The sequence below is a fragment of the Longimicrobium sp. genome (genome assembly GCF_036387355.1).
Classification (GTDB): Bacteria; Gemmatimonadota; Gemmatimonadetes; order Longimicrobiales; family Longimicrobiaceae; genus Longimicrobium.
In genome coordinates, this window is sequence record NZ_DASVTX010000046.1 from 1 (window position 1) to 18948 (window position 18948).

Below are 18948 nucleotides of genomic sequence, written 5' to 3' on the forward strand. Positions count from 1 at the left end.
AGACGGGCTGATAGCTGCAGGGCTCGTCCTCATCTTCGACCACGACGACCACCGGGTCGAGCACGCAGGGGTTGGTGAAGGAGTTCTCCGTCACGCATCCCATGATCGTGGCGCCGCCGTCCTCCTCGGACAGAGGGATGCGGAACCGGCGCGCGACCGCGACGCGCGCAGAGGCCGTCGCCGGGATCACGCAGTTGAGCACCGCGCGCACGGACCCGTCGGCGCGAACGGAGCGGAAGCGGAAAGCCGTGACCGCACCCGTGGGCGACTGCACGGCCGCGGGCAGCCGCAGCGCGAACCGGGTGTAGCGATACGGAATCGTGGTTCCGGGGTCCTCCACGCTCGCAAAGCAGGCGTGGGGCTCGGCCGCGGACGTCCGCCAGCCCGGCCCCAGCGCTTCCAGCGCCTGCGCCGAGGCCGCGAACCCAGGCCCGGCGGCGGGAGGAGCGATCTCCACCGCCGTGGAATCACCGCACCCTGCGACCGCCACCGCGAGCACGACCGTCAACAGCCGCATACGCGCCCTGAGCATCGGCATCGCTCCCGTTCCGGTTTAATCTCCCGCCCCTTGCCGAAGAGTAATGACCGCCTTCGTAAATGCAAGAATTTTGACGCATAGGATGTGGACCATCACAGATCGCGGGGAGGAGCGCCTGCATCGGCGCTCCTCCCCGGTTTCCTTCCGCCACCCGCGTTCCTCCGCCGCCCCCGCGTCCCCCGCGTGAACCGCCGTGGTCCTAGTCCGGCACACGCAGCCAGTCCAGGGAGTGCGCCGGGGCGTGCCGCTCCAGCAGTTCCGCCGTCGCGCCGGGATCCGCGATGACTTGCGCGATCCCGGCCAGCGCGCGCAGGTGCTGCTCCGGGTGCTCTTCCGGGCTCAGCAGCAGCACGAACAGCCGCACGGGATGCGTGCCGCGCGGCAGCCGGACCCCCGCCCGGCTCACGCCCAGCACCACGCGCGACTGCGGCAGCCCCGCGATGCGCGCGTGCGGCAGCGCGATGCCGGTTGCGCCCGCGGCACCCGGTCACGCGGCGGGACGACGGGCATGAGGTCGGTCGGCGAGCCCGCTTTTCGCTTCAGGATGCGTGCCCCACCCGCGGGTACCCTGCTTTGCCGACGGCTCTCGCGCCGCTGCAATCGCAGAAAGGGCACCGGCGTTTTACGCGGAGGTTTCAGGGCGGGGAGTACGCGGGGAGTGCGGCGCGGGAGACGAGCCACGGCGGGTTCCGGCCTCGGGCCGGGGATGACGGAAACGGACAGAGGCACGGCGCCGGAGCTCCGTGCCTCTCTCCATCCGCCTCCATCCGCGCGGGAGCGATCAACCCGCGCGGTTCTTGTCGATGATCGCCGCCAGGATGATCACGAAGGCTACCAGGCGCAGGCCGTATACCCAGGGGAGCAGAGCCGGATCGTCGCTCACCAGCGCCAGCACCACCCGCTGCAGGGCCAGCAGTAGGAACGCGACGGAGAACATCACGAACAGGCGGTCGCGTGTTTCGCGGTAGAAGCGCGCAAAGAAGAGGGACGCAACCGCGTACCCCGCCGCGAGCGCGCCCGCGATCAGAACGGTCAGCGTTTGTCCCATACCAGTCCGTACAGAAGGCAGCCGATCCCGAGCAGCGCCGGCAGCGTGCGCCAGACGGACAGGTCAATCGTGGGAACCACGCGCGTGTCGATCACCAGCAGAACGTTGTTGAGCGCCAGCCCCGTGAAGCACAGCCCGCTCCACAGCAGCAGCGGCACCCGCGTGCGCCTGTAGCCGCGAAGCAGCAGAACGGCGCACGCCGCGCTGGTGAGCACGCACAGCAGGTAGATGGCCATGGTCATCAGCGGTTCCCCCGCAGGCGGAACGCGTCGGCCATGCTCTGGGCCGCGCTCTTGGGCTTCTGAAAGATGCTCTGGATCACGGCGATGCGGTTGGCGGCGTACGCGGCGGCAAGCTCGTCCACGCCCGCCCCCAGCACCGGGCTGGACGGCGCGTACCGGTACGCCGGATTCCCCGTTCCATCCGAGGCCGCAAAGCCGGACGCCACCAGCTCCTCCAGCCGCAGCAGCGCCGCGGCGGGAACAGTGTACACCGCCGGGCTCAGCGCCTCGGCCGTATAGCTCTGCCCGGCATTGCGATGCAGATAAAGGAGGATTTCCAGCAGCTCGGCGGAGTCGATGTGCTCCCCCACGAACTGCTGGACGGACTCCGGAAGTGGTGCAGCCGTCACGAACCGATCCGCGGATGAACAAGAACCTGCCTGAAACTCCGCCGCGACGCAGGATGCGGACCCGTCCAGCAATGACTCTGCGCGCGGGCCGGGTTGCACGAGCCGGATTTGTACAAACTTTGGATTCAGGGGCGCCGGTGAACCGCGGGCGGCACCGCGCTTGCCATCCCCCGCCGCCCCTTCTCCGCCACCTCGGGCGGCAGAAGCGGGACGGAACCGTACTCCGACGAGTACTCAGGGAGGACCGCATGACCAGAATCACCGCATCACCCATCCGCGCCATCGCGGCCGTCTGTAGCGCAATGGTGCTCGGCCTGGGCGCCACGGGCTGCATGGCCGGGACGGCGGGGGCAGGCATGTCCCCCGCCCTGACGCAGCAGGCCTCGGCCATGCACCACTTCGCCATGGCCGTGCACATGGGGGAAACGGAAGAAGCGCAGCTGGCGCTTACGAAGACGCAGAACCCGCAGGTGCGCGCCTACGCCCAGAAGATGGTGGCCGATCACACCATGGGGATGCAGATGGAAGAGCGCATGACCATGTCCATGCACATGGGCGAAAACCACGGGCCCTCGAACGGTTCGATGGCGAGCGGCGGGGAGATGCACATGGACATGGCCGCCATGCGCGCCGAACTGGCCGCCAACCCCGCCAGCCGTCCGGTGGTGGAAGATCACATGCGCGCCATGCAGATGCTGCAGGCCATGAACGGCGCCCAGTTCGACCGCGCCTACATGGACCGCCAGGTGGTGGCGCACCGCTACACGCTGGAGCAGATGGACCGCATGATGGGCGAGATGCACACCGCCATGGGCATGTCGGGCTCCTCGTCGCAGGGCGCGATGGCCGGCAGCAGCGGCTCGCACGCGGGGCATGCGGGGATGTCCGCCGGCGGCAGCGGCTCCATGAACCCGGGCGCCATCACCATGGGCACCCGCGAGGGGATGATGGCCATGCACATGCAGGAGCGGGAGATGGTGGCCATGCACCTGCAGCAGGCGCAGCAGATCGTCGCCTCCATGCGCTGACCCGCGCGAGCGGATCGAAGGACGGGGCCCCGGGCGCATGTCCGGGGCCTTTTCGCCGCCCCGGAACCTCATCATCCGCAGGCGTTTGTGGCGCGGCCGCGTGTGCGCTCGTCATCCATCCGCGCGTGCGGGGTGCACGGCCCGGATTTTTCACCTGCCGCGCACATCCGGCGCGCCGGCCCCACACGGGACCGGCGCGCTCAACCGTTTCGGGAGCCGTGTTTTGCGGATGACGAGAACGATCCGGGCGCGTGCAGGCGCGCTCTGCTGGATGATGATGGCCACGATGTCGGTCGATGCGCTCGCCGCGCAGACCACCGGCGCCCCGACGGTGGCGGATTCGGTGCGGCGCGTGGGCGGAACGCCGGAGCGGGAGGCCATCGTGCTGAGCGGCGGCGGATCGCGCGGGCTGGCGCACGTGGGGACGCTGCTGGGGCTGGAAGAACTGGGGTACGATCCCGACCTCGTCGTGGGCACCAGCATCGGCGCGCTGGCAGGTGCGCTGTACGCGTCGGGGCGGTCGCCCGCGGAGATCCAGGACAGCATCCGCGCCATCAACTGGGGCGACGTGTTCACCCCCGCGCCGCTGGTGCTGGGACCGGACCGCGAAGCGCGCTATCCGCTGCTGACCTACGACCGCGAAAGCAACCCGCTGCGCTTCAACCGCGGCTTCATCCCGCAGTGGCGCATCAACCGCGTGCTGGTGCGGCTGCTGTTTGACGCGGAAGCCCGCTCGCGCGGCGACTTTGACCGGCTCGCGCGGCCGTACCGCGCCGTCGCCACGGACCTGCAGACAGGCCGCTCCGTGGTGCTGGCGCGGGGCGACCTGGCCCGCGCGGCGCGCGCCAGCATGGCCGTTCCCGGCGTGTTCAGCCCGGTGGAGTGGGAGGGCCGCAGCCTGGTGGACGGCGGGCTCAGCAGCAACCTGCCCACCGACGTGGCCCGCCAGCTGGGCGCCACGCGCATCATTGCCGTGGACGTGGGGCGGCCGTCGGAGGAGATCCTGGGGCGCGGGCCGCTGCAGGTGGCCAGCCGTGCGCTGGACATCCTGGAGCAGAACGCCGAGCAGTCCACGGTGCAGCCGGACCTGCTCATCGTCCCGCCGCTGGACCCCAACTCGCTCGGCATCACCTTTCCCGCGGACCCCGACCCGCTCTTTCGCATCGGCCTCGCGGGCGTGCAGGGCGTGCCGGCGGCGTCGCGCAGGCGCCCGGAGCCGCGGCCGCTCGCGCCCCCGCCCGCGGCGTTTGGCGGGCTGGTGATCGAGGCGCCGGATTCCGCCACGGCCGCGCTGGCCCGGCGCGTGTTCCGCCACGTGGCGCCCGGCCCGTACGATCCCATGCGCGTGCTGGCGGCGGTGGACCGGCTGTACACCACGGGGCTTTTCGAGGGCGTGTGGCCGCGGGTGGAGGATTCGGGCGGCACGGATGCGGCGCCGGCCCTCATCGTCCGGCTGGAGCGGCCGCCCCTGATCACCATCGCGGGTGGCGCGGGGTTCGACACGGACCGGGGTGGACGGCTCTGGGCCGCGCTGCAGCGGTCGCAGGCGCTGATGGGGGCGCCGGCGGTGCTCACGGGAACGCTGTCGCTGGACCGGCTGCGGCAGTGGGGCTCGGCGGGGGCGCAGATCCACCTTGCGCAGATCTCGCCGCTCGTGGCCACGGCGGGCCTGTTCCGCCGCGAGACGGACCTGCCCCGCGACGGCGACCTGCGCGGCGACGACGAGGTGCGGCGCACGGGCGCGTGGGCCGGCATCGACTTTCAGCAGCTTCTGGCGCAGCGCGTGGCTTCCGCCGTGGTGCGCGCGGAGCACATCCGGGTGGACGGCGGGCGCGACGGCTTCATCGTGGGGCCGCTGCTGCGGCTCGCGGCGCCCACGGCGGACCCGCCGGTGGTGGGCGTGCCGTTCCTGGCGGAAGCGGAGGTGCGGATGGGTGCCGTGGAGTACAGCCGCGCCTCCCTCCGCGCGTCGCGCAGCACGCGTCTGGGTCTCGTGCGACTGGCCGCCGTGGGCGACTTCGCGGCGGCGTCGGCCGGCGCGCCCGCGGACGTGCATGCGTCGCTGGGGGAGGAGCATGCGATGCCGGGGGTGCGGTGGGGCGAGCGCCGCGCCCCCGTGCGCGCCCTGGCCGGCGCGGACGCGGCGTATCCGCTGGCGTCGGGCGCGTACATGCGCACGCGGCTGCGGGCAGGCGCCGTGGCGGACCGGGTCGGCAGCCTGGAGAACCGCGATCGGTGGATGAGCGGCGCGGATCTGGGCGTGGTGTACGCGACGCCGTTCGGCGTGTTCAACCTTGCTTTCGGCGCCAACAGCCGCGGCGAACAGCGCCTGATTCTGGACCTCGGCGCCCAGTTCTGACGCCCGACGCAGGAACTGAACAGCGGCGGCGAACAGGTGATTCCCTGGGCTTCGGACAGGGGTTGCCACGCAACGGCCGTTCGGTTATCGTTGTTGCACCAAGTAGTACGGCCCCTCCGAAAGGAGCGGGTTCCTGATCCTGAGCGGGCCACGCGAATCGCGTGGCCCGCTTTTGTATCCCCTTGGACGAGGTGGTTCGATGCCCGACTCGTCACTCGTTGTCCCCTCGGAAGGCACGACCAGCGGACCCGCCCAGGTCCGGGTAGAGATCTTCGTGGACGGCTCCAACTTCCACCCCTCGACCGAATCAGCTGGAATTGAGCACCCTGTTGCGTTTGGACGGCTGGCGACCGAGCTCACTTCGGCGGTTGGGGGCACTGTCCTGGTGGGCTTGCACTACGTGGCGGGCGCCTACCCTGAGCCGCGGGACAACGATCCCCGCATGGAGCCCGGAGAGTACCACGCGCGTCTTGGCCGCAAGCGGAGCACCGACCAGTTGTACAACCGGATCGCACAGGAGCCCGGGGTAAAGGTCTGGCGTGAGCGATTCGTCTACCGCACACCGGACGAGAAGGACTCGCGACCGATCGTTGAGAAAGGCGCGGACGTCCGCCTTGCGCTGTTGATGTACGAAGGCGCAGTGCACGACCGCTATGATGTGGGGGTGCTCGTCGCGTCCGATGCGGATTTTGGTCCTGCGGTCGAGATGGTCCGGGCACTCGGCAAACGCGTCGTGTGGGCCTGTACAGCCACACACCGCGCGGTAAAAGCGCTCGTGAGAAAAGGAGCAGAGCCCTTCGAAATGACCGCCGATTTCCTGGAGCGGTGCAGGTACGTGCCCAGCACCCCCACCGGAAAGGCGAGAGGAATCAAGGGGAGAGTGTGAGTGAGCAGTAAAAAAGCGCACCGCGAGCGAGGCTCGCGGTGCGCTTTTGTTCATCCGCCCAAACGGTCAGGCCGTGCTCAACGGGCCGTGGCGATGCGGCGGACCTCGGCGGAAAGCATGCGGACGCGCTCCGGATCGGCGGCGCGCGGGGCGTCGCGGTCCAGCGAGGCGGCCAGCGTGTTGAGCGCCGCGCGCTTGGCCGCGCCCGACATGCGCTCCGCGCGCGCCAGGCTGCCGCGGATGGCGGTCAGCCGTGAAGGCGTGAGCGCATTGCCGCGCGCAAGCTGGTCCACAAAGGCACGGGCCACCACGAAGCTGGCCGGCCACTCCAGCTTGACCTGGTTCTGCGGATTGAACTCCGAGAACCGCACCAGCTTGGCCGCGTCGATCTCGTTCTGCGACAGCATGTCCGACGGCTGCAGCTGGAACACGTCCAGCCCGCGGCCGATCTCCGAGCCGTAGATGTGGCCGTTGTACCAGTACGACGACCAGTAGCCGCCCACCAGCATCTGGTTGGCGTCCATGGGCCCGCGGTCAAAGAACGCGATCTCCATGGGCCGCGCGCCGTTGGTGAAGTCCACCACGCTGATGCCGCCCTGGTACCACGACTGCACCTGGATGTCGCGGCCCGGCACGGGGATCAGCGAGCCGTTGTGCGCCACGCAGTTTTCCAGCGCCGTCTGCGGTGCGGGGAGCTTGTAGTAGCCCACCTGCGTCAGCTTGCGGTTGTTGAGCGTAAAGATGGCGTCCGCGCCCCACTGCGGGCGGTCCGTCTCACGGCAGCGCGGCGCGCCGCCCCCGCCCCACTCGTCGCTGAACAGCACCTTGGTGCCGTCGTTGTTGAACGTCGCCGAGTGCCAGTAGGCGAAGTTGGGGTCGCTCACCTGGTCGATGCGCACCGGGTTGGCCGGGTCGCGGATGTCCAGCAGAATGCCGTTGCCCGAGCACGCGCCCGCCGCCAGCCCCATCTGCGGATAGACGGTGATGTCGTGGCACTGGTTGGTCACCGCTGTGGTCTGCGTCCCCTCGCCGTGGTTGCCGCCGCCCCACAGCCCCGCCGGCGATCCCGCCTCGTTGGCAAAGATGCGCGGCATGCTCACGATGCGGGCTTCCTGCGGGCGCGCCACGGGAGTGTGAATGACCTCGATGCGGAAGTACGAGCTGTTGGGGTCCTCGCTGGGCGGGCGGCCGGAGCACCCGGCAAGCTCGTCCGGCGAGCGCACCTGGCTGGTGCCCGACACGTACACGTACAGGCTGTTGGGGTCGCGCGGGTCCGGCACCAGCGTGTGCGTGTGCGAGCCGCGGCAGGTCTGCACGCTGGCCACCTGGCGCGGGTTGCGCACGTCCGTAATGTCAAAGATGCGCACCCCGCGGAAGCGCTCGGCGCTCACCGGCGCGGTAACGCCCTGCGTGCCGCAGTCCACCCGGCCGCGCGTTTCTTCCACCGACATGAAGAGCAGGTTGCGGTACACCGACACGTCGCCCTGGCCGCCGGGGCACACCAGGGTGGACACCAGCGACGGGCGCGCCGGGTTGCTGATGTCAAAGACCTGCACGCCGTGGTAGTTGCCCATGAACAGCCGGTTGCCGCTGAACGCCATGTCGGAGTTCGCGAACCCGAAGTCGCCGTTGTTCGTGGGGTTGAAGAAGCCCTGCGGACGGTCCATGTGGCCCACCAGGGCCATGTTGCGCGCGGCCTGCCCGGCGTTCTGGTAGCCGGGGGCCAGCCCCACGCGCGGGTCCTGCTGCCGCGGCGCCTGCGCGCCCGCCTCGGCGGCGCCGAACAGGCCGGCGGCCAGCACCACGGGCCAGACCCGCGCGGCCATCCCGCGCGGGCGGCGCGTCACTGCTTGGGTGTTCATCGTGATCGTCTTCTGTGGGGTGAAAAACATCCCGCGACCGCTCCCGTCCGGGAGCCGGTCAGCGCTGGCGGGGGCCGGCGGCCGGCCCGTTCAGCAGTTGGCGCATGCGGTCGATCTCCATGCGCTGGTCCGCATCCACGTCCGACGCGAACGCGAACAGTTCCGTGTCCTGCCCCGCGCCCGGCGTGGCGAACAGCTGCGACACCATGGTGAGCGCGCCCTGGTGGTGGCGGATCATGAACTCCAGGAACAGCCGGTCGAACTCCGGGCCGGTGGCGCTGGCAAGTCGCGCCAGTTCCTCCTGCGTGAGCATGCCGGGCATCATGGCGTGCCCTGGCATGTCGTGGCCCGCGTGCTCGGACGGGTCCGGGGCGGCCTGGCCTCGGGCGCGCAGCCAGCGCTGCATGCGCGCGATCTCGTCGTGCTGCGACACGTCGATGCGCTCCGCGATCAGGCGGATGTCGGGGCGGGTGGTGCGCTGCGGCACGAGCGCGGTCATCACCAGCGCCTGGGCGTGGTGGCCGATCATTCCCTGCATGAACGCCACGTCCCCGGGGTTGGCCGTGGGCGACGCGGCGTGCTGCGCGTGCGCATGGCCCGCCGCCGCCGCAGGCGCGGGCTGCGGCGCGGGCGCCGTCGTGGTCTGCGCCGATGCACCGCACGCCGCGAGCAGCACGGTGCCCAGGGCGCCCATCCACCGTGTCAGTTTCTGCATCCTTCCACATCTCCGCGTGCCCGCCCGGCGCCCGGGCAGGAATTCCGTATACCGCACAATTGGGGGTACACGGCCGTACCCCGCAAGAGCGCGCCAGGTTGCGCCTCGTCATCCATCGCACCCGTACGGCGCCCGCCGCAGCCGCGCGACCCTCCGCCGCCGCCCACTGTCCGGAGGGCCACCCGCACGTCAGACGAGGACGCGCGCCGACCCGTCACCCGCGCCGAACGGCTCCCCCTCGCCCGTTTGCGGGAGAGGTGGCCGGGGGGTGAGCGGTGCCCGCAGCATGCGCATCTCTCCGCCCCGCGCGATCCTGCAGTTGCCGCGCGCAAGCCGTGAGGACCCAAGCCTCCGATCCGCCCCCACACTCCGCAAACAGACGCGCATCAGGCAGTGCGCTCCCCGTCCACCGGCGCGGAAACCGATGGGGTGCTCTCCCAAAAAATGCGGAAAACTCAGCGCGGGCGCCGGCCGGCGGCTCCGGCCGCGCCGTCTCTCGTGCAAGGACAGATCAGACGCGCACGTCGTTGGGCGAGGGCTCAATGTCATGTCGGCGGGTCACGCGGCGAATCTGACGCATGCTCTCGGACGCGGTGCAGTGGACAACATCGGGCTCGCCCAGGTGCAAGACCCGTGGTCCTCTTCCCGACCGCCCGCGGACTGCGCCATGCGGAGCAGGCCCTGCAGAGCCGCCGATTGCATGCACAGTGCATCGGCACGTCGGAGCGCTTCCTGCGAGCGCTCACATCCGGAGATTCAGCGGCGATCGAGGCCACGGCGACGGTCGCCGTAGCCAAGCACCTGCGTTCCAGCCCTGACGCCCTGCGGCCTTTCGCGCGCAGTGCACTCCCGACGTTCCCTCCGGGAGCTCTCCTTGGTGGCGGCGACGGCATTCTGCTGGAGTTCAGGTACCGGAAGAGAGGGCAACAAGAGGGAATCATTCGATTTGTGAACGAGCAGGAGATGAAGATCGACGGGATCCTGGAGTCTGCACATTGGACGGGGCCGGCCGGGCCGTTCCAACCTTCCCCGCCAGCCCGCACGTTCCGGAGATCGGAGATCAGCCTAGGAAGGTGGACCGTTGGGAGACTCAGAATGAATCAGCGGCGCAGTGCGCTGGGGTGGCTCACCGCGGCGTTGTGGATGATGGCCTGCGGCGGGGAGCCGGCGCAGACGGGGGGCAGCCGGGCGCGGTTCGCGACGGCCGCCGGGTCGCAGCCCACTCTGGAGGTAATCCCGGTTCGCGACACGGTGGGCCGCGGAGAACCCGTGCGCGTCGCCTATCTCCTCTACAATCCAGGAGATGAGCGTGAGATGCGGTACGGCGAACGGATGGTCGGGTTCACGGTCACCAGCCCGGACGGGAAGCCCCTTCCGCAGCACACAAACCCGGCTCTCATGGAGGGGGAGTTTCCGCCGGCCCGCACCAAACTGCCCCGCAACGGGCTGGTGGGAGGCGTGGTGGACCTGACCTGCGGCGCGCCGGTGCACCCGGAGGCCGCGGGCGAGGCACGGGCCTGCGGTTGGCGCTACGATTTCTCCACGCCGGGCAGGTACCGCCTGGTGGCGCACTACTACACGCTGTCCCGTCCGGACGTCGCCAACCCGCGCGCCGGGGTGAACTTCCTGGATCTGAAGAGCGACACGGCCGTCGTGGTCGTGAAGTAAGGTTCAGGTTCGGCGCAGTCCCGCGGGGCTGCGCCGAACCGCATTCCGGGGGGGACCGCTTCCGCCGATCGGAAGCGCCGGCATCCACGTGCGGTGCGGACGACGGTCTCCGCTTCCTTCAGCGATCCATGGCCGCCGCCCCGACTGCCGGTTAGTATTCGGTGCACCCGTCGCACCGCTTCCCGCCATCGCCGTGATCCCCACGCCGTCTCCCGCTCCTCCGGACACCCCCGCGCCTGCTCCCATTCCCTCGCGTGAGGACGAGTGGCTGTGGGGATGGGACCCGACGCCCGGGATCGTCTCCGTGTGGGCAGACCCCACGGGGCGCGCGTTCGTGTGGCGGCGCATTCCGGAAACGGGCGCGCTGGTGCGGGATGACGAGCGGTACCGGCCGTGGATACTGCTGGATCGGGTCGATGACCTGCACCACCTGGGCGCGCGCCTGGGCCCGGAGGATGATGGCGAGACGCCCTTCCGGTGGCGCGAACTGGATGGCCCCGGCGCGCTGCGCTTCCGCGTCTCCGCCCAGGACGGGGCGGCGCTGGCCAGCGCGGTGCTGCACGGCGCCTCCCGCCGCACGGGCCAGCATCTGCGCCACCTGCGCGACCTGGGCCCCGGCTCCGTGCTCGCGCTGCCGCCGGAAGAGCAGTACCTGGTGGCCACCGGGCGCACGTACTTCCGCGACCTTGCATTCGATCAGCTGCACCGGCTGCAGTTCGACCTGGAAACCACGGGGCTGGACGCCACGCGTAGCCGCATCTTCATGGTCGCGGTGCGGGATCCGTCCGGCGCGGCGCACGTTCTGGAGGCGGACGGCGAAGGCGACGCGGCGGAAGCGGACCTCATCCGTCGCCTGGTGGAGCACGTCCGCGAGGCCGATCCGGACGTGATCGAAAATCACAACCTGCACGGCTTTGACCTCCCCTTTCTGGCCACGCGCGCGCACCGGCTGCGCGTGCCGCTGGCCCTGGGACGGCTTGGAAAGCTGGGGCTGCGCGAGCGCGCGGCCCGGCGCGGCACCGCGCGCGGCGACGATCCCGGCCGCCGCGTGCGTTTCGTGGCGCCCGGGCGTGAGCTGATCGACACGATGGACGCGGTGATGCGCTACGACTTCGCCAGCCGCGACCTGCCCAGCCATGGGCTCAAGGCCGTCGCGAAGCACCTGGGCGTGGCGGCGCCGGACCGCGAGTACGTGCCGGGAAGCCAGATCTTCACCATCTACCGCACCGATCCGGAGCGCATCCGCCGCTACGCCACCGACGACGTGGAGGAGGTCGCCGCGATCTCGCGCCTGCTGGGCGGCGCCGCCTTCGCGCTCGCCCGCATGGCGCCGCGCCGGTACGAGCGCCTGGCGGACGCCGGCCCCGCCACGGGCGTCATTGACCCGCTGCTGGTGCGCGCCTACCTGCGCGCCGGCGCCGCGCTCCCCGCGCACGCGGCCTGGGACGGCACCCCGCACAGCGGCGCGGCCCTCCACCTTTTTGCGACAGGCGTGGCCCGCCGCGTGGTAAAGGCCGACGTGGCGAGCCTGTACCCGTCGCTCATGCGCGCCTACCGCATCGGGCCCGCGCCGGACCACCTGGGCGCGCTGGTGTCGCTGGTGGACCGCCTGGTGCAGCAGCGGCTGGCGGCCAAGGCGGCAGGCCGTGCGGCGCCCGCGGGCTCCGCCGAGCGCCACACGCACGAGGCCACGTCGGCGGCCATGAAGCTGCTGGTCAACTCGGCGTACGGGTATCTTGCCGCGGGCGGCGGGCTTACGCGCTTTGCGGACGTGCACGCCGCCAACGAGGTCACGCGCCGCGGGCGGGAGACGCTCAACTTCATGTGCCGCGAGCTGGCGGCGCGCGGGGTCACCCTGCTGGAAGCCGACACGGACGGCGTGTACTTCGCCGTGCCGGAGGGGTGGACGGAGGAGGACGAGCGGCGGGTGGTGGCCGAGGTGGACGCGCTTCTTCCGCCGCTGGTGCAGCTGGAGTTCGACGGGCGGTACGCGGCCATGCTCTCGCACGAGCCCAAGAACTACGCGCTGCTGGGGTACGATGGAACGCTGCTGCTGCGCGGGGTGGCGTTCCGCTCCAGCCGCGCGGAGCCGTACGGGGAAGCGTTCCTGCGCCGGGCCCTTCCCCTGCTGTTCGCGGGAGACATCAGCGGACTGCGGGCGGAATATCTTACCACCCTGCGGGCCCTGCGCCGCCGCGAACTGCCGACCTACGACGTGTCGTCCAAGGTGCGGCTCACCAAGCCGCCGGAGCGCTACGCCGAAACGCGCGACACGCGGCGGGAACTGGCGTACGAGGCGCTGCTGGCGAGCGGGCGCACGCGGTGGCGCGTGGGCGAACGGGTGCGCGTGTACCGCACGCAGGGAGGCGCGGGGGGCGTGGTTCCGTCCGGCGAGGAGGAGGCGCCGGGGTTCGTGGATCCCCGCGACTACGACGTCGATCACTACGCCCGGCTGCTGCGCGACACGTTCGCGGTGCGGCTCGCCCGCGCCCTGTCGCCCGGCGACTTCGCGGAAGTGTTCGCTGCCGCGGACCAGCTTTCCCTGTTCGCGCCTTCCACCGCGTCCATGCACACCGTCCTGGACACGCGGCCGGTGCCGGCGGGCGCGTACGAGGCCCTTCATGGGCTGAGCGACTGAAGTCGCCGCAACAACAACGGAAAGTCCCCCCAAACTGCGGGGGGACTTCACCTGCACGGCGGTTCGGGGCCGGTGTGGGCGGCGGGCTTCACGGCGGACCCCCAAACCCCGGTGGGCACCGGCGGCGATCGGACCACCGGCCGCGAGTTTCGCGTCTGCGCTACTGTCCCGAGCTCTCCGCGAGAGTGACGAGAAGCTCGTCCAACTGGTCGAACGTCTCGATCATGGCCTCGGCGGCTCCGGTGCCGGCGGCGTCGAGAGCTTCCTTGGAGGGATAGGTCTCCTGCAGGACCACCAGCGTCCTTCCGCCCGTTTCCTCGAAGGTCACCGTGGTGACGGACCCGCCCTCGCCGCCCTCTTCATTGGTCCATGCGAGGCGCGAATACGGCTCCACTTCGACGTACGTTCCGAAGAACGCCACGGGCTCCGGGTCGAAGTCGAACACCAGGCGGTACTTGCCTCCCACGCGAGCATCCACTTCGCAGGACAGCAGGGTCATTCCCATGGAACGGGGCACCCACCAGCGCCGGAGCAGATCCGCCTGGGTAAACGCCTGGAACACGATGCGTGCGGGGCCGTTGATGGTGCGCGTGACGACCACCTCCCGGTCCGACTTCCGCTCCACCGTGGTGCGGTTCTTCACGGGGCCGGAGCTACCGATTCCTGCTGTCATCGCTCTTCTCCTTTCGTGTCAGTTCCTCGACAACCCTGTCGAGTTCGTCAAAGCGTTCGTCCCAGCGCTGGCGATAGCTCTCGAGCCACGCCGTTTCTTCCTCCAACCGCCGCGGGCCCAGCTGGCACGTCCGCACGCGCCCGATCTTTCGGGTGGTGACGAGCCCCGCCTGCTCCAGAACGGCGACGTGCTTCTTCATGCCCGTGAGCGTCATCTGGAACTTCTCGGCGAGCTCCGTAATGGAAGCGTCGCCTCGTCCGAGCTGTTCCAGAACGCCACGCCGCGTCGCATCCGAAAGCGCGGCGAACGACGCATCGAGTCGGGGTGAAAGATACTGAACCATATGGTTCACTATTTAACGTACACGTTCGTGGAATGCAAGAGGGCCGCGAACGAGGGTGGTCTGCCCGGCTACGAATGCGAGCCAAACAACGGGCGAGGGTGGATGGGGAGGCAGCGGGGCTCGAGCGTGATGCAGCGATTGAAGCGGGCGCACGCTGTCCTGAGCGGATGAATCCGCCGCTCCAACAGCGGGAACCCCCGACACGTGGCCGCTGTCGCGTCCACGTTCGGGGCTTCAACCGACCCGCGGACGCCCCGGCCGACAGCCCGCCGCACGCCGCCCGCGCCGAAGCAGCCGGCGCAGTCCGCGCAGGCGGACTTCGTGCTGTTCCAGCGGCGAATTCATTCGCTCTGGACGGCGGCCGCACCGATCTCCGCTCCCTCCGCCGATCTCCGTTCCCTCCGCCGACCTCCGCTCCCTCCGCCGACCTCCGCTTCGCGCGCCGATCTCGCCCCTCGCTCGAGCGCCGCGCGGGTCCCTATCTCTTCGCGTGAGGCCGCGGCGCCGATCCTTGCTCCCCCGGGATGGTCTGGTTCGCTCTGGATGGGCGGCCGCGCCGCTCTCCGCTCCGCGTTTCCCGATGCGGCCCGAACATGCCGCGCCGCACGCACGATGCAGCGGCATCCCACAAACTGCTTGGCGCGGCCACGGCGGGCGATTAGACTGCGGGTCCGGCCCGCCGGTCCCGAACGCCCCACAATCAACGGAGATCCCATGGCCCTGGATGAAGCTCCCGCCGTTTTGGACGGCGACGTCGTCGTGCTCGCGGGGACCATGAAGGGCGCGTTCGTGCTCACGTCGGACCACGAGCGGCGGGAATGGAAGACGTTCGGACCGTACTTTCGCGGCGAGACGGTCTACTCCCTCGCGTTTGACCAGCGCGGCGGGCGGCGGCGCATCCTGGCCGGCACGCAGAGCTTTCACTGGGGCAGCGTGGTTCGCGCCAGCGACGACTTCGGCGCCACGTGGACCGCGCCCGACCGCCAGAACGTCCGCTTTCCGGAAGACTCGGGGCTGGCGCTCAACAACATCTGGCAGCTCCATCCCGGCCCCGCCGCCGAGCCGGAGGTGCTGTACGCCGGCGTGGAGCCCGCCGCCCTGTTCACGTCGCGCGACGCGGGCGAAACGTGGGCGCCCGTCCCGGGTCTGCTGAACCACGAGCACCGGCCGCGGTGGCAGCCCGGCGGAGGCGGGCTGTGCCTGCACACCATCGTTACGGATCCCGCCAACGCCGCGCGCATGGGCATCGCCATCTCCACCGCCGGCTTCTACCGCACGGACGACGGCGGGCAGAGCTGGGCACCGCGCAACACGGGCGTTCGCGCGGAGTTTCTGCCGGACAAGTACCCGGAATTCGGGCAGTGCGTGCACAAGGTGGTCAACCACCCCGCGCGCCCGGAACGGCTGTTCCTGCAGAACCACTGGGGCCTGTACCGCAGCGACGACTGGGGCGACAGCTGGACCGACATCGCCAACGGCGTCCCGTCGGACTTCGGGTTCGCCATGCAGGTGCACCCCACCGATCCCGACACCGTGTACATCGTTCCCCTGGAGTCGGACCAGTTCCGCTGCGTGCCGGAAGCCAAGCTGCGCGTCTACCGCACGCGCGACGCGGGTGCCTCGTGGGAGCCGCTGGCGCAGGGCCTTCCGCAGGAGAACGCGTTCGAGTGCGTGCTGCGCGACGGGATGACCACGGATGGCGGCACGCCGGCCGGCATCTACTTCGGGACGCGAAGCGGGCGGCTGTTCGGCTCGGCGGACGACGGCGACTCGTGGCGGGAGATCAGCGGCACACTGCCGCCCATCGTCTGCGTGCGCGCGGCCGTCGTGGGCGGAGGCGCGTGAGCACGGTGGCGGGAACGGAACCGCTCGCCGCGCGGGGCGTCGACGTGGTGTTCGCGCTGCCCGCGGCGCTGCGGCCGTTCGCGGGCGGCCGCGCGGAAGTGGCCTGCACCATCCCCCGCGGCACCGTGCGCGATGCGCTGCACGCGCTGGTCGCCGTGCATCCCGGCGTGGTGGACCGCGTGCTGGACGAGCGCGGCGAGGTGCGCCGCCACGTGAACGTGTTCGTGGACGGCGAAAACATTCGCTTCACGGAGCTGCTCGCCACCCCCGTGCCGGCCGGGGCGACCATCACCATCGTCGCGGCGGTGAGCGGCGGCTGACCGGGATGCATGGATCGGGGGAGGGACAAAAGAATCGGCGCGGAACCCGTACGGGCTCGGCGCCGATTTCTTCCATCCGCGCGGTGGCGGAATCTGGTCAGGCAGTCAGATAATCCAGCAGGGCGTCGCTTACCGCGGACCCGCTCGCTCGGTCAAAGGCGGCAAACATGGGGCCGCTGTTGATCTCCAGAAAGACGAGTTCACCCGTGGCGGGATCGGACTTGAAGTCGGCGGCGGCGTACTCCATCCCCAGCCGCCGCATCAGCAGGCCGAGGCCGGCGAGCAGCTCCGGATCGATCGCGTCCACCTCCAGCGGCACCACGCGCGTGGCCCCGTCGACGCGGTAGTCCAGCTGGTCGGATTCCACGCGAAAGGGGATGAAGCGCTCGCCGACGCCGTAGATGCGCACCTCCGGCGCCACCAGCCGCTCCTGCACGATGGCGGGCGACGCGGCCCGGCCGTCGCGCCGCTGCGTGCTGGCCAGCAGTTCCGGCAGCATCTGCGTGAACCCGCCGCCCGGGACGGGCTTGGCGATCATCTCCGCCGCGTTCATCTCGTCCAGCATGGCGAGGTCGTTGGTGACCAGCGTGCGCGGAATCCGCAGCCCGCATTCCGCCGCCAGGCGCAGCATGTACGGCTTGTTGGTCTGCCCGGAGTAGCCGCGGTTCACCATGCGCGCCTCGGGGTGCGAGAGCAGCCAGCCCTGCAGCGTGGTGTACCAGGCCTGCGCGCGGGAGCGGACGTTCTGCCGCGGATCGGCCTTGGCGTTGAAGACGTCGTAGCGCAGAAAGCCGCCGCGCGGGCGGATCTCGCGGCCGTTCAGCGTGAGCGTGTCGGCCTGCACGTTCCACACGAGCGACGGGTTGCCCTCGGCGCCCACCAGCACGGGGCAGACCGGGATGTCACGTTCAACCGCGCGCTGCAGCAGCGACAGCAGGTTGAAGTCCAGTTCCCCGCCCGCGATCATCACGGCGTCGGCGGTGGCGGGAACAGTGGGCTGGGCGGGCGCCTGAGCCGGGGCCGCGGTGGGGGTCATCAAAGGTCCCGGGATGCCGGAGAACGGATGGAAAAGCCGCGGAGCCGGGCGGGTGGCCCGGCTCCGCGCGCCGAATCAGAAGCCGCCGAACGCGCTGATGGCGACCGGATCCTCGATGATCGGGCCTTCTTCGCCGAGGGCGTCGGTGGTCACGTCCTCTTCGCCGATGGCCTGGGTGGTGTCTTCTTCACCGATCGACATCGTGCTGTCTTCTTCGCCGATGGCGTCGCTGGTGACCGGGAAATCTTCTTCGCCGAACTTCTGCGTGGTGCCCATGGTGAATCTCCTGAGGGGGGGATCGGGATCGGGAACGCGGCGCCGCGGGAACGGGCTGCCGCGCTTGGTCCATCAATCCTAATCAGACACGATTGATGATTCAATCCCCCGCGAGCAACGGCTGCGGAGTGGACGCAAGCGAAACGTGCGGAACGAGATAGGTGGATTGGCGCAATCGCGCCGGAGGATCGCGGTTCCCTGGATCAGGAAGCCCGGTCCGGTCTGGCGGCGGGGGCCCTCACCCGGCCGCGCTGAGACGCGTCCACCCTCTCCCACGAACAGATGTGGGAGAGGGGGCACACCCCAACTGAGGTGGGGTGCTTCGCGGTGCCGTGCGGGTGAACCTACGGAGAACCGGAATCGGCGGCGGCGCCTGCACGTCGGTTCGGCGCTGATCCCTGGGTGCGACGGTTGGGGCGGGGATCCGGGTGCGGAGTTGGAGAGATCGAATCCGCCTCGCTGGGGTATGCTTGAGGGCCACACCAGGGGCGTCGCCGGCGCCCGGACATTCGCGGAATCGAGAACCATGAGCGATCAGAACGCACCGGCCATCCAGCCGCTGAGCAAGGACAAGCAGGAGTGGCGCGAACTGCTTTCCGCACCCGCGTACGACGTGCTGTTCAAGGAACACACGGAGCGCGCGGGGACCAGCCTGCTGAACGCGGAAAAGCGCGAGGGAACGTTCGTGTGCGCGGCCTGCTTTCAGCCGCTGTTCGCGTCGCGCGCCAAGTTCGAGAGCGGCACGGGGTGGCCCAGCTTTTATGAGGGGCTCCCCGGCGCGGTGGAAACGAAGCGCGACTTCAAGCTGATCCTTCCCCGCACCGAGTACCACTGCGCACGCTGCGGCGGCCATCAGGGGCACGTCTTCAACGACGGCCCCGCGCCCACGGGCAAGCGCTACTGCAACAACGGCGTCGCGCTGCGGTTCGTTCCCGCGGGCGAGCCGCTGCCCGACCGCGCGGCTGAGCGCCGCGTCCGCGCGGACCCGGGGTCACGGTCCCACCAGAAATCCCGGTGAGGGCCGCCCTTCCGGCGGCCCTCTCTGCATCCCCGCGCTTCGCCGGACGGAGCGAACCCTCCCC

Annotated in this window: 19 protein-coding genes; 8 read left to right on the forward strand and 11 right to left on the reverse strand. The window is 70.4% G+C overall.

Annotated elements, in window-relative coordinates; all coding sequences use genetic code 11:
• The 5 genes from VF665_RS02265 to VF665_RS02285 all read right to left on the reverse strand — a co-directional run.
• Positions 1 to 532 (reverse strand): hypothetical protein (locus tag VF665_RS02265; RefSeq protein WP_331051773.1); only part of this gene is annotated, 532 nt, incomplete at its 3' end.
• 205 nt (positions 533 to 737) lie between these two features.
• A complete protein-coding gene (locus VF665_RS02270; RefSeq protein WP_331051794.1) occupies positions 738 to 1001 on the reverse strand; it encodes a PTS sugar transporter subunit IIA in 264 nt (87 codons plus the stop codon).
• 318 nt (positions 1002 to 1319) lie between these two features.
• Positions 1320 to 1586, reverse strand: a complete 267-nt coding sequence (locus VF665_RS02275) for a DUF5985 family protein (RefSeq protein WP_331051774.1) — start codon at positions 1584 to 1586, stop codon at positions 1320 to 1322.
• The gene (locus VF665_RS02280; RefSeq protein ID WP_331051775.1) at positions 1571 to 1828 is read right to left on the reverse strand and encodes a DUF5985 family protein; all 258 of its coding nucleotides are present in this window, start codon (positions 1826 to 1828) and stop codon (positions 1571 to 1573) included. Before VF665_RS02280 ends, VF665_RS02275 begins: the two co-directional genes overlap by 16 nt.
• Positions 1828 to 2217: a hypothetical protein gene (locus VF665_RS02285; protein WP_331051776.1), complete on the reverse strand. Its 390-nt coding sequence runs from the start codon at positions 2215 to 2217 to the stop codon at positions 1828 to 1830. Before VF665_RS02285 ends, VF665_RS02280 begins: the two co-directional genes overlap by 1 nt.
• Before the next feature lie 248 nt (positions 2218 to 2465).
• On the opposite strand from VF665_RS02285, the gene VF665_RS02290 reads away from it, so the two are divergent.
• The 3 genes from VF665_RS02290 to VF665_RS02300 all read left to right on the forward strand — a co-directional run bounded on the left by VF665_RS02290 (position 2466) and on the right by VF665_RS02300 (position 6490).
• Positions 2466 to 3245: a DUF4142 domain-containing protein gene (locus VF665_RS02290; RefSeq protein ID WP_331051777.1), complete on the forward strand. Its 780-nt coding sequence runs from the start codon at positions 2466 to 2468 to the stop codon at positions 3243 to 3245.
• A gap of 229 nt (positions 3246 to 3474) precedes the next feature.
• The gene (locus VF665_RS02295; protein ID WP_331051778.1) at positions 3475 to 5604 is read left to right on the forward strand and encodes a patatin-like phospholipase family protein; all 2130 of its coding nucleotides are present in this window, start codon (positions 3475 to 3477) and stop codon (positions 5602 to 5604) included.
• Positions 5605 to 5803: 199 nt separating this feature from the next.
• Entirely contained in the window at positions 5804 to 6490 is a 687-nt protein-coding gene (locus VF665_RS02300; protein ID WP_331051779.1) for an NYN domain-containing protein, read from the forward strand.
• Between the two features lie 77 nt (positions 6491 to 6567).
• On the opposite strand, the gene VF665_RS02305 is transcribed toward VF665_RS02300, so the two are convergent.
• Both VF665_RS02305 and VF665_RS02310 read right to left on the reverse strand, forming a co-directional pair.
• Positions 6568 to 8352 carry a hypothetical protein gene (locus VF665_RS02305; RefSeq protein ID WP_331051780.1) on the reverse strand — a complete coding sequence of 595 codons (1785 nt, stop codon included), beginning with the start codon at positions 8350 to 8352 and terminating at the stop codon, positions 6568 to 6570.
• Between the two features lie 58 nt (positions 8353 to 8410).
• Positions 8411 to 9067, reverse strand: a complete 657-nt coding sequence (locus VF665_RS02310) for a DUF305 domain-containing protein (protein ID WP_331051781.1) — start codon at positions 9065 to 9067, stop codon at positions 8411 to 8413.
• Positions 9068 to 10162: 1095 nt separating this feature from the next.
• Here VF665_RS02310 and VF665_RS02315 point away from each other — a divergent pair.
• Together VF665_RS02315 and VF665_RS02320 are read left to right on the forward strand one after the other, a co-directional pair.
• Complete coding sequence (locus tag VF665_RS02315) at positions 10163 to 10735, forward strand: hypothetical protein (protein WP_331051782.1); 573 nt, start codon at positions 10163 to 10165, stop codon at positions 10733 to 10735.
• A gap of 196 nt (positions 10736 to 10931) precedes the next feature.
• Positions 10932 to 13373 carry a 3'-5' exonuclease gene (locus VF665_RS02320; protein ID WP_349263091.1) on the forward strand — a complete coding sequence of 814 codons (2442 nt, stop codon included), beginning with the start codon at positions 10932 to 10934 and terminating at the stop codon, positions 13371 to 13373.
• A 160-nt stretch (positions 13374 to 13533) separates the two neighbouring features.
• On the opposite strand, the gene VF665_RS02325 is transcribed toward VF665_RS02320, so the two are convergent.
• Positions 13534 to 14046, reverse strand: coding sequence for an SRPBCC domain-containing protein (locus VF665_RS02325; protein WP_331051784.1), 513 nt, complete (start codon positions 14044 to 14046; stop codon positions 13534 to 13536).
• On the reverse strand, positions 14027 to 14389 hold the full coding sequence (locus tag VF665_RS02330; RefSeq protein ID WP_331051785.1) for a metalloregulator ArsR/SmtB family transcription factor: 363 nt from the start codon (positions 14387 to 14389) through the stop codon (positions 14027 to 14029). Before VF665_RS02330 ends, VF665_RS02325 begins: the two co-directional genes overlap by 20 nt.
• Positions 14390 to 15103: 714 nt before the next feature.
• Between VF665_RS02330 and VF665_RS02335 the strand changes: the two genes are divergently transcribed.
• Entirely contained in the window at positions 15104 to 16234 is a 1131-nt protein-coding gene (locus VF665_RS02335) for a hypothetical protein (protein WP_331051786.1), read from the forward strand.
• On the forward strand, positions 16231 to 16554 hold the full coding sequence (locus VF665_RS02340) for a ubiquitin-like small modifier protein 1 (RefSeq protein ID WP_331051787.1): 324 nt from the start codon (positions 16231 to 16233) through the stop codon (positions 16552 to 16554). Before VF665_RS02335 ends, VF665_RS02340 begins: the two co-directional genes overlap by 4 nt.
• A gap of 97 nt (positions 16555 to 16651) precedes the next feature.
• Here VF665_RS02340 and VF665_RS02345 read toward each other — a convergent pair whose 3' ends face one another.
• Positions 16652 to 17590, reverse strand: coding sequence for a hypothetical protein (locus VF665_RS02345; RefSeq protein WP_331051788.1), 939 nt, complete (start codon positions 17588 to 17590; stop codon positions 16652 to 16654).
• Between the two features lie 75 nt (positions 17591 to 17665).
• Positions 17666 to 17866 carry a hypothetical protein gene (locus VF665_RS02350; RefSeq protein WP_331051789.1) on the reverse strand — a complete coding sequence of 67 codons (201 nt, stop codon included), beginning with the start codon at positions 17864 to 17866 and terminating at the stop codon, positions 17666 to 17668.
• A gap of 526 nt (positions 17867 to 18392) precedes the next feature.
• On the opposite strand from VF665_RS02350, the gene msrB reads away from it, so the two are divergent.
• Entirely contained in the window at positions 18393 to 18884 is a 492-nt protein-coding gene (gene msrB, locus VF665_RS02355; protein ID WP_331051790.1) for a peptide-methionine (R)-S-oxide reductase MsrB, read from the forward strand.
• Positions 18885 to 18948: the final 64 nt, after the last annotated feature.